The sequence below is a fragment of the Butyricimonas faecalis genome (assembly GCF_003991565.1).
Taxonomy (GTDB): Bacteria; Bacteroidota; Bacteroidia; order Bacteroidales; family Marinifilaceae; genus Butyricimonas; species Butyricimonas faecalis.
In genome coordinates, this window is the sequence record NZ_CP032819.1 from 3,691,093 (window position 1) to 3,703,549 (window position 12,457).

At 51.1% G+C, this 12,457-nt stretch carries 14 protein-coding genes; 8 read left to right on the forward strand and 6 right to left on the reverse strand.

Translation table 11 applies throughout. The features are described from left to right. Window positions 1–593: 593 nt before the first annotated feature. From D8S85_RS15970 to D8S85_RS15980, 3 genes are all read left to right on the forward strand, one after another. The gene (locus tag D8S85_RS15970) at window positions 594–1,385 is read left to right on the forward strand and encodes a hypothetical protein (protein WP_004293621.1); all 792 of its coding nucleotides are present in this window, start codon (window positions 594–596) and stop codon (window positions 1,383–1,385) included. 534 nt (window positions 1,386–1,919) lie between these two features. Beyond that, on the forward strand, window positions 1,920–3,167 hold the full coding sequence (locus D8S85_RS15975) for an AAA family ATPase (protein WP_004293619.1): 1,248 nt from the start codon (window positions 1,920–1,922) through the stop codon (window positions 3,165–3,167). Continuing rightward, complete coding sequence (locus D8S85_RS15980; protein WP_004293618.1) at window positions 3,142–3,774, forward strand: RloB family protein; 633 nt, start codon at window positions 3,142–3,144, stop codon at window positions 3,772–3,774. The genes D8S85_RS15975 and D8S85_RS15980 overlap by 26 nt, the downstream gene beginning before the upstream one ends. Before the next feature lie 151 nt (window positions 3,775–3,925). Here the strand turns inward: D8S85_RS15980 and D8S85_RS15985 are convergent, their stop codons facing one another. From D8S85_RS15985 to D8S85_RS16010, 6 genes are all read right to left on the reverse strand, one after another. Beyond that, entirely contained in the window at window positions 3,926–4,417 is a 492-nt protein-coding gene (locus tag D8S85_RS15985) for a hypothetical protein (RefSeq protein WP_229032689.1), read from the reverse strand. After that, complete coding sequence (locus D8S85_RS15990) at window positions 4,356–4,595, reverse strand: hypothetical protein (RefSeq protein ID WP_004293616.1); 240 nt, start codon at window positions 4,593–4,595, stop codon at window positions 4,356–4,358. The genes D8S85_RS15985 and D8S85_RS15990 overlap by 62 nt, the downstream gene beginning before the upstream one ends. A 156-nt stretch (window positions 4,596–4,751) precedes the next feature. After that, window positions 4,752–5,189, reverse strand: coding sequence for a hypothetical protein (locus tag D8S85_RS22280; RefSeq protein WP_004293615.1), 438 nt, complete (start codon window positions 5,187–5,189; stop codon window positions 4,752–4,754). A 2-nt stretch (window positions 5,190–5,191) separates the two neighbouring features. Continuing rightward, the gene (locus D8S85_RS16000) at window positions 5,192–6,325 is read right to left on the reverse strand and encodes a phage antirepressor KilAC domain-containing protein (protein ID WP_004303966.1); all 1,134 of its coding nucleotides are present in this window, start codon (window positions 6,323–6,325) and stop codon (window positions 5,192–5,194) included. Further along, a complete protein-coding gene (locus D8S85_RS16005) occupies window positions 6,312–6,650 on the reverse strand; it encodes a hypothetical protein (protein ID WP_004303967.1) in 339 nt (112 codons plus the stop codon). Before D8S85_RS16005 ends, D8S85_RS16000 begins: the two co-directional genes overlap by 14 nt. Window positions 6,651–6,660: 10 nt before the next feature. Next, window positions 6,661–7,113: a hypothetical protein gene (locus D8S85_RS16010; protein WP_004293612.1), complete on the reverse strand. Its 453-nt coding sequence runs from the start codon at window positions 7,111–7,113 to the stop codon at window positions 6,661–6,663. A gap of 288 nt (window positions 7,114–7,401) precedes the next feature. On the opposite strand from D8S85_RS16010, the gene D8S85_RS16015 reads away from it, so the two are divergent. From D8S85_RS16015 to D8S85_RS16035, 5 genes are all read left to right on the forward strand, one after another. Continuing rightward, window positions 7,402–8,724 (forward strand): phage portal protein family protein, encoded by a 1,323-nt coding sequence (locus D8S85_RS16015; RefSeq protein WP_008142945.1) that lies wholly within the window; start codon window positions 7,402–7,404, stop codon window positions 8,722–8,724. 224 nt (window positions 8,725–8,948) lie between these two features. Beyond that, window positions 8,949–9,584 (forward strand): phage minor head protein, encoded by a 636-nt coding sequence (locus D8S85_RS16020; protein ID WP_008142943.1) that lies wholly within the window; start codon window positions 8,949–8,951, stop codon window positions 9,582–9,584. After that, window positions 9,565–10,143 carry a hypothetical protein gene (locus D8S85_RS16025; protein WP_008860784.1) on the forward strand — a complete coding sequence of 193 codons (579 nt, stop codon included), beginning with the start codon at window positions 9,565–9,567 and terminating at the stop codon, window positions 10,141–10,143. The genes D8S85_RS16020 and D8S85_RS16025 overlap by 20 nt, the downstream gene beginning before the upstream one ends. Beyond that, entirely contained in the window at window positions 10,140–10,844 is a 705-nt protein-coding gene (locus tag D8S85_RS16030; protein ID WP_004293608.1) for a hypothetical protein, read from the forward strand. The genes D8S85_RS16025 and D8S85_RS16030 overlap by 4 nt, the downstream gene beginning before the upstream one ends. A 283-nt stretch (window positions 10,845–11,127) precedes the next feature. Next, window positions 11,128–12,366 (forward strand): Clp protease ClpP, encoded by a 1,239-nt coding sequence (locus tag D8S85_RS16035; RefSeq protein ID WP_004293607.1) that lies wholly within the window; start codon window positions 11,128–11,130, stop codon window positions 12,364–12,366. Window positions 12,367–12,457: the final 91 nt, after the last annotated feature.

Below are 12,457 nucleotides of genomic sequence, written 5' to 3' on the forward strand. Positions count from 1 at the left end.
CTCAAAATGCGGCTTTCGGATTGAAACTGTAAGCAGGTATCAAAAAATATACAGTAAAGTACTTGTATTTATCATGGTTGCTTAAGGTGCTGGTGTTCACCATGTCCCATATTTTTGAAATATTCTCATTTGTGGATGCCTGTCCTTTCAATTTTCACGGGTGTACAGACTTTCTGCACGATTTCCGGGTTCCGGCTTGAAGTTGTTTTTTAGATACGCTGAAAACGCATCAAAAAATATATAGAGACACGTCGGTATATTGACTGTTCTTAACCGGATTGGACGACGGAAAAGGAGGATGTGTATTCCTGTCATTCAGTATGTTCGGATATGCTTTTCACAATCGGACAATCTTGTAATGTTTTGTTCCTTAATCATATAGAATATACAGAACGAAGCTATCCACATGGATTCCGACTTATTTGTACGGTTTTTGTGACTTTATACAGGAAACCGTGGAAATGCAGAAGAAATGGGGTTCAGTCACCTGCCTTTTTGGTGAATTATACGTATATTTGCCGTATTGTATCCACTTATGTATGAAGTATGGCATTTTGCTGTTACAGGAAATATCTGGATAAAGAATCGAAAGAATGGAATCATATCATAAGAAGAAAATCGGGAGTATTCCGAAAGACAGCACGGGTGGGTCGTCCATTCGCAAGGGAATGGTCGTCTTCAACGGTGGGACATCGGAAACCGGACTTGTGGGAGATGTCACGGGTAATTGCGTGTCGGTTCCGGTAAGGATGACTGCGGGCAGAGAACTCGTTACCGATGACGCGGTCATGTTTCTGAATGATTGCCGGGAAGCGAGCGCAGAGCAAAAGATTGCCCTCCAACGCCTGCTGAACGAAGGCCATCTTGCATGGGACAAGCGCCGGGGTGTATGTTCGGAATCTCTCTATGCTCCCAAAGACGGACAGTTGGTAAAACTCAGTATCCTGGATGAGCATGTAATACTGGGGGCTTTCAAGGAAATCGACGCAAAAGGACGTGTTGTGCTGTATTGCCTGCTGGACGAAGACGGGAGCCTGCGCTATTCCCTGCATGAAACAGTCGGGTACGCGGTGAATCTCCAGATACTGCCTATCGGAACCAGTGGCCGTAGCAGGCTTTCCGATGCTCTACGCCAGAAAGGGCTTGCATGGAACGGACGGCTGAAGGAACTCGAACGGCTGGCAACACGTGTCAGACGCGGTGACAAGTACTATTACCTGAATGACATACTGGAAATCCGTGAATGCAGGGACAACAACAGGCCGGCGGACAGGAAACGGTTGGAATGCGGGAACTATTTCATGGAGCGGAGGGATGCCGAACTGGTACGTGACTGCGTGCGCTCTGTCGTAAGGCTGAACCGCGACAAGGATGCCAGACGGTAAGAGGGTGACGGTATAAGGTATTCGTTCTGTTTCTCTCTCTTGTATCTGGGGAGGAAGTGGTCCTTTAATCCTCATCTTATCCGTTTTCAACACTTTCCGATTCAAAAAAACAAAAAAACAGACGGCGTGCCGTCTGTCATGATTTGTTTCTTTTTTGGTATCTTTTTTCTTTGCGTCAAAGAAAAAAGTACATCTTTCTTCTTTCTTCTTGTATAATACTACTTATAGTATTGTTGCTACATTTGTAACACCCCTCCTGTCAGATACACGGTACATTTGTACCACATTGAGGGGAAAGATGTGGCGAATTTCGCGTCTTTCCACCCAAATTCCACTATCGGGAGCATGAATCGCAAGCCGATGTTGCCGCTTCGGAAAATTGCAGTCGCCTTTTGCAGGGCAGCATTGCAAGAACGAAAACGGTCTGATTTTCACGTGCAGGAAAATAACCGCAAAAAGAGATCCGATAAAACATCTATATATGAAAAATATCCCCTATATTTGCATAAAATTTACATATAACTGCGATATAATATGATTATTCAGTTCACAGTCGAAAATTTCCTTTCGTTCAAGGAGCCGGCGACCTTGTCTTTGGCTGCTTCCGCGCTGAAAGAAAAACAGACCCGGTCCGATGAGATTGTTTTTGAGCTTGAAGGTACGAACCTCTCTTTGCTGAAGAGTGCGGTCATCTACGGGGCCAATGCCAGCGGGAAATCGAATCTGGTCAAAGCACTCGATTTCTTCAAATGGTTTGTCATCAATTCCTCCAAAGGCGTGCAGTCCGGCGAAAGCATACGGGTGGAAAGTTTCCGTCTCAACCGGAGGACGGAACAGGAGCCCAGTTATTTTGAGGCGGTCTTTGCCGACGAAACGGTCCAATACCGCTATGGGTTCGAAGTCGATGAAAAACGTGTACACCGGGAGTGGCTTTATCAAAAGGGCAACAAGCGCAAGGCAAAGGAGGTGGAACTGTTCCTGCGTGACGGCGATGAGTATGAACTGCATCCCAAATTTTCGGTCGGCAAAGAGGTTGTCGCCAAAAAAATGGTGCGCGACAATGCGCTGCTTCTTTCCGTGGCAGCACAGTTCAACGAAAGCGTCTCGGTGGAAATCATGGGATGGTTGGCCAACACCACGATTGTTCTTGGCAGCAGCGACGAGCGGATTTGGGAAATGGCGATAGCCCAGATCGATGATCCGTCCATGAAAAGGCGTATTGTGGAGTTTGCCCGGTTTGCAGACTTCGGAATCGACGACATACGCAAGGTTGACAATACAGTCATCAGTTCACACCAGCAATATGACGAGGAGGGCAACGCCACGAAGACGGTCACTTTCCCGTTCCGCGTAAACGAGTCGGAGGGTACGATCAAATACTTCTCGCTGGCTTATCCTATAATCGACGCGTTGGATCATGGCAAAAGGCTGGTTGTCGACGAGTTCGACTCGAAAATGCACCCTCTGTTGACCAGTCGCATCATCGGGCTGTTCAATTCCAGAGTGACAAATCCCAGGAATGCACAGTTGATTTTCACGACACATGACACCAACCTGCTTAATGCAAGCCTGTTCCGCAGGGATCAGATCTGGTTTACACAGAAAGATTCGTTTGGAGCCTCGGAACTCTATTCGTTGGCGGAATACAAGGTTCGCAACAGTGCACCTTTCGAAAAGGAGTACCTGATGGGGAAATATGGCGGTATCCCTGTCATCGGCCAGTTTGAACGGTTATTTGACCTGAGGGAGGAAGAATATGGCAGCACGGACGAACAAGCGTGATCCACGCGCGGCACGGACACTCAGGCGTATCAGTTTTGTCCGTGAGGTCAAACAATCCTTCCTGATCATCTGCGAGGGGGTAAATACGGAACCGGATTATTTCAATGCATTTCGCCTGACTTCCGCCAATATTAAAGCGGTAGGCCAGGGACTCAATACGGTAGGTCTTGTCCAAAAGGCTTTACGGATGAAAGAAGAAGAGCGGAAGAAAGGACGCGAGTATGACCAGTGCTGGGTGGTATTTGACAAGGATGACTTTCCCGATCGGGATTTCAACCGGGCTATCGGTATGGCGGAAGCCGGTGGCATGAGGGTGGCATACAGCAACCAGGCTTTCGAGTATTGGTTCTTGCTGCACTATAACCTGGTACAAGGCCCGATGCACAGAAATCAATATGAAACAAAGCTATCCGGCTTGTTGGGCTTCTCCTACAACAAGGAAGCCGGTACAGGCGGTCGTGTTTTCAGGGAGCTGGGCGGTAAACAGGCTCAGGCCATCACGAACGCAAAAGCCGTATTGCGCCGAATGGAGGGAATACCGCCGGCACAGGCGGAATCTTCGACAACGGTGCATCTTCTTGTGGAAGAACTGAATAAGTATATTTAGCATATTCTGTCGTTTGCCCGGATAATATTGTACCCGGCTACCACCTCCTTCCGGTTTTATCGGATTTTATGTCGCAAAAACACAAAAACAGACGGCAAATCACAACGATGCCGTCTGTTTTTATTCATTTACGTTCCGTGGACAGATACGCTCAAACTTTTCGGTGTCTCTCTTTCCATTGGCTGACCTCTTCGTCAGAGACGGATGCCACGGTCCTTTTTTCCACATCGAACATCCGATGACAGAATGCCCTGGTAGAAAAAGGATTTCCAAGTTCCGCCAATATCCCTACAAGCCGGTTGTAGGAATCCATGTGCCACAGGTAATCGTACATCCCGCTGACCGGCACCCGTTCAAGCAATCCCATACGCGTTGTCTTTTCCACGCACTTGTCGAAAATCCGCGAACCCATCTCCATGTTCTCCATGTAGTACCGCTTGCTGCGCAAGGTGTCGTAACCTTTTTCACGCAGGCGTGTACGGTCTGCCATGTACAGCATGAAGATGACCTCTTCCGGGGTGAACGCGCCGACCAGCCCGGTGAAGCATTTCATAAACGGTATCACGTGTTGCCTTTTGTCGTCATTCCCTTTCATGTCCGTTTTCGCGTTCGTTCGTCCGTAATGTTTCCGCTTCCCCGTCATCCTTAATCGACGGATTGACATAGAACTGGCATATCCTGCCGTTTATCATCGGTTTATACACGGCGTATCCCAGTTTTTTGGCGTAACGCCCCACGGATACGCGGTTGGCGAACTTGCCGGTATGTTCCGTCAGGTGTTCCGACATCTCCCCGACGGTCATTCTGCTTTTCAGTTTCATATCATTCGCGTTTAAATGTTTTCCTGATAAAGGATAGCCGCGACTAATACGAACTGTTTGCAAATGGTATGAATTAATAAGAGGCGGTTCCATGAAATCGGCAAAGGAGGAATCAACCGGTTATACTGATACTTCATTCATGAAACCGTCCCTCATCTATTTTCCCATTATCCGGACAATCTCCCGTATCGTGTCGAAGTTCCGCTCGTCCAGCCATTCTTTGGCCACGTTCCACGAGAGCGACATTCCGAACTTCAGGTTCTCCATGGTGATGGTATGGTGCGACAACCTGCCTTCAGTGGGCTTGAGCCCTGCCGCGTGCAGTTCACACAGTCCGTCCTGAAAGAATGTGCACCCGCCTGCTTCCTGTTTCGCCTGTACCATCGGCACGATATACGGGATTTTTCCTAACAGCAGGCCTACCGCCCACCGAGTGGGTGCAAGACGCTCCCTGTATCCGGCTTTCAGCAACCGGAGGATGTCTTCCGGCGTACCGAGGCACGGTATCCGGCATTGCTGCCTGCACAGACGGCAACGGCACTCTACCGGCCGTCTTCCTGTCTTGCGGATGATCCGCTGTAATGCCGTTTCCATCGCTATGCACCCGGTGGGCAGTATTCAGGGTTCCTCTTGCGCCACAGTTCTATGATACACTCCCGTCCGGCCTGTGTCCATCGTTTGGTGGATCCGAAAGTATATACCTTGCCCCGGCTGTTCTCCCACGTGTAAGGCACATCGCATTGCCAGGCCCGGCAGGAAGGAAAGACCACCCATTGCCGCTTCTCGTACTTGCAGATGCCCTCTTCGGCAAGGAACTGGTGCAACTGTCGCGGCGATATGCCGAGTTCGTCAGCGATGCGCGTGCTCTTGAACCAGTCCCTGTTCTCGATAAACTCCTCGTAGAATACGATTTTCGGCAGGGATTCACTCACCACCTTCCGCAGTTCCAGAATCAGTCTCGTCGCCGATTCCATATCCTGCGGCATGGGACAATCCATACAGGGCAGACCGGGTGCCGCCACCCTGGGGCGTTCGCGTACGATTGTCTTCCCTCGTTTCACGGAGAGTTTGCCGATAGCCTCGCCCAACCATTCCGCCAAAGACAGGTCAGGGGCGATCCATCTGGCCAACGGTATGACAAGCGGTGATTCCAACCAGGTCGCACCGTGCCCCCGCCCCCGTGTGGTGAAGACTTGCGACTCGTATTTCCCGGTATGTCCGTTGCCGGCCATTTCCCTGCGGAGCATATCCGTGGAAGCGATGCGTAGCCATTCAGACGGGATTTTCCCGAAGTGCATCGTGATCTGCGTGGCGTTGACCATCAGCTTGTCGCCGACACGCCGGAACGTGACGGGGAACCCTTCCTCGAAGTGCATGACGATGTCGTCCTGCGGGACGGCGTGCAGCTCCCCGGCTTCCAGTTCCAGAAGCTTGTTGCCCCACACTTCCAATTCATCAAGCAGGTCACGGGGTATAATAGTCTCCTTGCGTACCAGTTGTAAAAGCCGGCGCATATCGATGGGACGGAAACCCCACTGTTCCCTGCCGTTTTTCCGGAAACTGATTTTCAATGCCGTCGGGCAAACACGGGCGATGGCGCCGTTTTCAAGCAGTTCGTCCCGCTTGAGTATATCGCATATATCCACGGCGCAGATATGGAGCTGGCCGTTATGGTTCCGGGAAACCCTTATGTTCCAGTCCCGGAACGGAACATTCCTATTTTCCCTCATAGGTATTTCCTCCTTTCTTTTGGTTATCAGACTTACGTTTGTTTTCAAGCAAGGCTCTCTTATGTGCCATCTTGCGCACCGGATAGTACGTGCGTTTCTCGCCGCAAAGGGCGTCATAATCTTTCAGCATCAGTGTGCCGAGGTCGGCCAGCTCGATTTCCACATCCGGATGCAGATGCCTGAAATAGAGTCCGCCGCTGCATACATACTTGCCCGTGCAACAGAATGAGATAGCCTGCAAGTTGCCTTTTGTCAATTCCGCCGCGCTGTGCAGCGAGCGCGTGACCGCTACAAGAACCTGTGCCCCGTTGAAGATGAGCACCATCTTGGGTCGTTTAAATGTGCTGCGTCTCATGTTGTTCTAAAATTTGCGTTAATTCCTCCTTTGTAAATCTAAGACCGGCAGCCTGTACCAGCCAAGTGTCTGAAACCGTAAATCCACCGGACAGCAGTTCGTCCACGCGCTCCAGAAGGTAGACACCGAACGCGGGATCGATGTAAACGACAAATAATAGAGCCAGACATTCATCAATTAACAGGTGTCCCGACGCCTCGTCACGGATGATCATCTTTTCCCTGTCTATTCCGTAGGCGTCTGCCAACGCCGTTGCCCAGTGATGGAAAGCGACACGGAAATCACGGACATTATGCCGGCGTGCATCTCCTTTGGCCTGGATGAAGCGTGTCGCGTCGAAATAGACCGGTCCGTCTTCCCGTAACGTTCCGAAAAGCAGATCGGGGAACTCCCTGTACCGGATTATCCGGCAGGGAATCTTTTCTTCTTTCATGTTCTCTTTTTCATTGTTCTTGGATTTGTATCTAACGTGGTGCAAAGATATATCTTTTTAATATGAAATACACTATAAATATATACATAAATTACACTTTTAATAAATTGTTAATCACTGATAATAAGATATTTACAACATAAATAAAACCGAAATATCTATATATTTAAGTTGTATATTTCGGTTTGTAAATCAAGCATTAAGAGTCCCGTTCTCCATATATTCTTTTAGCCGTAAAAACCTCTCTTGAGGATTGTCTCTACTCTTTGAACAAGAAACAAAAAAATTATGGCTACATCGGACAAATCATTTAACGGGGAACTCTTGGAGAGTATTTTTAAGACCTCCAAAAAGACAATTCAGGAGTATGTCCGCGAAATCGAGCGCAACAACCGCTACCGTTCATGCCGTCAGGATACCGGCTCGGGATATATTCTCGATGACCGCGCCCGGCTCATTGACCTGTATGAAGCCTGCCTGCAACAGGACGCTCATATACGTTCCGTTGTCGAGACACTGGAAAGCCAGATTCTCGGCGACCGCTATATGCTTGCCCGTGTAAACGAAAAGGGAAAATACATCAAGGACGTGGCGAACTCCCTGAAGATACAGGGTTCGCAGTTCGACAAGATAATCAAGGGCATAGTGGAATCCAAGCTCTACGGGTACACCCTGCTTGAAATCATGCCGCATACTGACCCCAGAACGGGCAGGCTGGCGGAAGTCAACATCATCGAACGGCGTAATGTGTTGCCGGACCAGAAAACGGTACTGAAGCGGCAGGGACTGTGGGAGCCGCATTGGGATTTACATGACCCGGCATATTACCGTTGTTATGTACTGGTAAACTCCGGCGACTTGGGACTTTTTTCCGCCACGACCCCTTTGATACTGGCCAAGAAATTCACGGTGGCCAACTATGTGAACTTTTCCCATACTTACGGACAGCCGATTATCCACGGAAAGACGGTCAGCGAGAGCAACGCCGACCGCAAGAGGCTGGCTAACGAGATAGCCAACGCGGCACAGAACAAGGTGGTGGTTACCGGCATTGAGGACGAGGTCGATATCAAGACATTCACCATGTCCAACTCGGAAAAGATATATACCGGGCTTATCGAGTTTGTGAACAAGGAAGTTGCCAACCTCGTGCTCGGCTCCGAGTCGATGGCCGGAGGGATGCAGTCGTACGTGGGTTCCACGAAAGCACACCAGGACATTTTCCGCGACCGTATCGAAGTCTACCGTCGGTATATCGAAAACGTCATGAACGAGGAGATAATCCCCCGCCTGGTGGCTATCGGGTATATCCCCGGAGGATTGGAGTTCCGGTATTCGAACCGGATAGAGATGAGCAACGAGGACCGCATCAAGCTCTATTCGCTGATCACGGACAAATATGAAGTGGCGGCCGATGAGATCGAGAAAGAGTTCGGTATCAATGTGGGCCGGCAGCTCAATGTTATCCCGGGATTAGGTTTCGGAGCCGAAGGCGGCTCATCCGGTCTCAGCCACAACGACCGGGGCATCATGTCGGACGAGGAGTATTTCCGGCGTTACGGACGCCCCCGGGGGGCGAAGGTCGGAAATTTTCTGCGGGGAGCGGAATAGAAGCCCGTCTTCCGCTCCCGGACAACGCTCCGTTCAGGGCTGTCAGGGCATCTGCAACCACGGAATCCGATACGGAAAAGGAGTATCGTGTCATTTTCGATGCATTCCGCAGGCTGATCCTCTATTGGGAGAACAGCGCGGAACGTCTCGACATTATAGAGGACATCATCACCCTGCGTGCCTCTTTCCTCATAGACCGTGCGCTGACAGGTCTGCGAATCGATATGGACCGGGCATTGGAGATACTGAAAAATCACAACTCCTTTACAACAGAGAGGGAACGGCAGCAGCGTGACATCCTGATTGCAGCTATAGACAACCTGGTGGATTTTGCCGCGGCAGAGGAGTATGCCATGCTCGGGGAACTGCCCGAGACAGCGGATGAACAGGACATGGAAGCATACGAAAAGATATGCCGCAGGTATAACCTCGTCCATGCGGAGGAAGAGAACAACCAGGTATTCTTCGCGGCCTCGATGGCCGCATGGTGGATGGCGGTGGATATGGATACCGTGCTTACCTACATGACACAAGGCGATGAACGGGTACGTGCCTGGCATCTTTCATTGGAAGGGATTTCCTTCCGCAAATCCGAGTTTCCTCCGGAGCTGATACCGCCGATCGAATGGGGATGCCGCTGCTTTCTGGTCGCGGAGGGGTTCGCCGCTGTCCGGGCGGCTTTGCCGGATAAGGGAGACTATCTGGAAAAGGTGGATCCGGTCTTCCGGGAGAGCCTGGCAACCGGCGGGCGTATCTTTTCCGATGCGCACCGCTATTTCTCCGTCCCGCTTCCGGGTTACATGAATGATATTGTGAAACGCATTAAAGGAAAGTTCGCCTATGCCCAAGATAACGCTTGATGAGTTTTGCAGCCACTGGGTAAGCAGGACCAGTACGCGCGTCATGGCCAGCCGGCTGGAGTTCAACGTATTCGACTTCGCAACTGCTGCCGGTGACTATACCAGGCAGCAGTTCGTGTCCTCATTCGCTTCGGGGGGATTCAACGGTAGCAAATGGGCGCCTCGTACCTCCAAATGGGGAAAGAGGTTCACCCATCCTCTCATGAACGATACGGGGACTCTGGCCCGGAGCATACAGTCGGAAGCCGGCCGGACAGACATAGTGGGACGGCGTTCGGACCGTACGCGCATCTTCCGGAAAGGCGCCAGGTATTGCATGTGGACTACGGAAAAGAGCTTTCCAGTCAAGGGCAAGCGGGGACGCAGCAAGGAGCGTTACGGGCATTATGCCGCCATACACAATACCGATCCGAAGTTCGGGCTGTACACGGTAAACCAGTATTCCACGCGCCGTCCCGTACACCGGCAGTTCATCGGATTCTCACCGAAGACGGACGACTATATCGCCGCCCATTTCATAGATATGATTTTTAAAGGATTTCCACACCAGCCGTTATGATAAAAGACAAACACCCAGCACCACAGCCCGCACAACCGTCGGCACCGGCGGAGAGCCTGCCTGAAGAAGTTTCCGCGAACCCTTTCGTGGAGATATACCGGGCCGTTAAGCGGGCTGTCCTGACCCTGCGGGAGAATCCGGACGACCCGTTGTCGCCGCCCCTGTTCAAAACCGTCGCTATCGACAACGGCCAGTTCGCCCGCATTGTCCGTGACGATAACACGGAGTATGAGACTGTGTTCCCTGCCGTGTTCATCCACTTTATCAACGTGAGGTACCTGGTACAGCAACAGCGTATCGGTGAGGGACGCGCCACCATGCGCGTGCGGTTTATCTTGAATACGCTCAACAATGCGGACGAAGACAAGGAATGCGAGGCGTTTCTGGTCTTCCAGCGGCTCAATGTAGCCATACAGGATGCCAAGAACCATGAGCCGGCGCTGAGCGAGCGGTGCAACCTGACCTATTTCGACATGCCGCTTTCAACCAATATGTTGCAGGCGTACTGGATAGACTACGAGGTATGGTTCAGGGAATCTTCCGCGTGGAAATACAGGGACTGGGTAAAAAGGTATGTGGTCATGCCCCCGTTCACCCAACACAGCGATGCGCCGCAACATGACAGCGGCGGACACGGCTTCCATCCGCGTCCGGAACATGACGAAGTATCTGGTTTTTCGGATACCGGATCGGAAAATTGAAATCCATGCAGGAGATTTATCCGCACTGCGTATAAACAGACATGAATCAGCAGATAATACAAGACTCATGATACATTTTCTGTACTTGCTGAATTTAGAATGTTCAGCATGCCGGTCTTGATACAAATAGTTGCAACCGGTCTGTAATTTGAACAATCTATTATACTGTAAAGATAATCGCATTTCCATAAATGGATGGATTCTCATATTTCCACTTCCATAAATAGCAGTGCAAAACCTTTTCTTTTTCCACCGCCTACTCTTGTTCAAATAACCCTTGCATATGGATATGAACACACTTCAATATGTCGTCGGAGAGGCGAAGGCAGGCCAGCCGGCTGTTATCCGTTTCTTCGGTCGCGTGACGGAAGAGACGACCTCACGTTTCAATGACGAGTTCGACTTTTTGGAAAATATCATCCGTCCCTCCTGTATCCGCGTGTTGATCAACTCGGAGGGCGGCAGTGTCCTTTACGGCATGTCCACCTATTCCACCATCGCCAATGCCACGGTGGATACGGAATGTATCATCGAAGGGGTCGCGGCATCGATGGCCTCCATCATCTGGGCGGCGGGCAAGCGTTCTCTCATGCGTGATTATGCCATACTGATGATTCATAACCCGATGTTGCCGGACGATGACGGAGGGGAACCGTCGGACATGGTAACGGCTTTTACCAAACAGATCGAGACGATTTACCGGAAACGGTTCGGCCTGAAAGCGGAGCATGTGCGGGCCATCATGGACGGACAGGCAGGAAAGGACGGGACCTATTTCGACGCACAGGCTGCCGTCAAGGCCGGCATCATACCTGCGGAGCATGTCATCCATACCTCGAAGCAGCTTTGCCGTAAAGTGCATGACGAGATAGAAGGATTGACCGATACGGCCGCCATCCAGGAACTGATGAGCCGTGTCAGCGCGGGAAATAAACCTTTCAAAGGCATTGAACCTACTCTTACAGAAACGGAAAACGATATGGCAAACGAAAACAAGACACAAGGCTTTGAGTACGGGGCGATTGCAGCCTCGCTGGGCATGAAGGACGGTGAGGTCAAGGACGTGATGGCACGTATCTCTGAACTGGCCGCGATGGAACCCAAATACAGAGAAATACAGAAATCACTGAGCGACGCGCAGACCGTCATCGCCGGAAAAGACGCCTCCATCCGGAACTTGCAGACAGACCTGGCCGCAGCGACGGCACGCCTTTCCGCCTACGAGCAGAAAGAGAAGGACGAGCAGGCTTCCCGTATCGAGACATTGGTGGAGAATGCCATTGCAGAAGGCAAGATTGACCGTGAGGCGAAAACGCAGTGGGTGGAGATGGCCGGTTCCAACTTCGAGTTGGCGGAAAGCACGCTGGCTTCCATTCCCGCGCGGGAGAAAATCTCGAAGGAAATCGCCGATGACCCTGCCAACATCCAGGCCACGGCGGAAGCGACAAAGACCGCCGAACAGCTGATGGCCGAGAAGGTGGCGGAAGTGGTCGGTGCGGATTTCAAGTTCCGAAAGCTCTGACAGACTATCCGCGGGCGTCCGCCCGATTTTAACTGACATGCCGGAGACCGCAGTGTCTCGCGCGGAAACAGCAGGTATCCGCCAGTCGGCC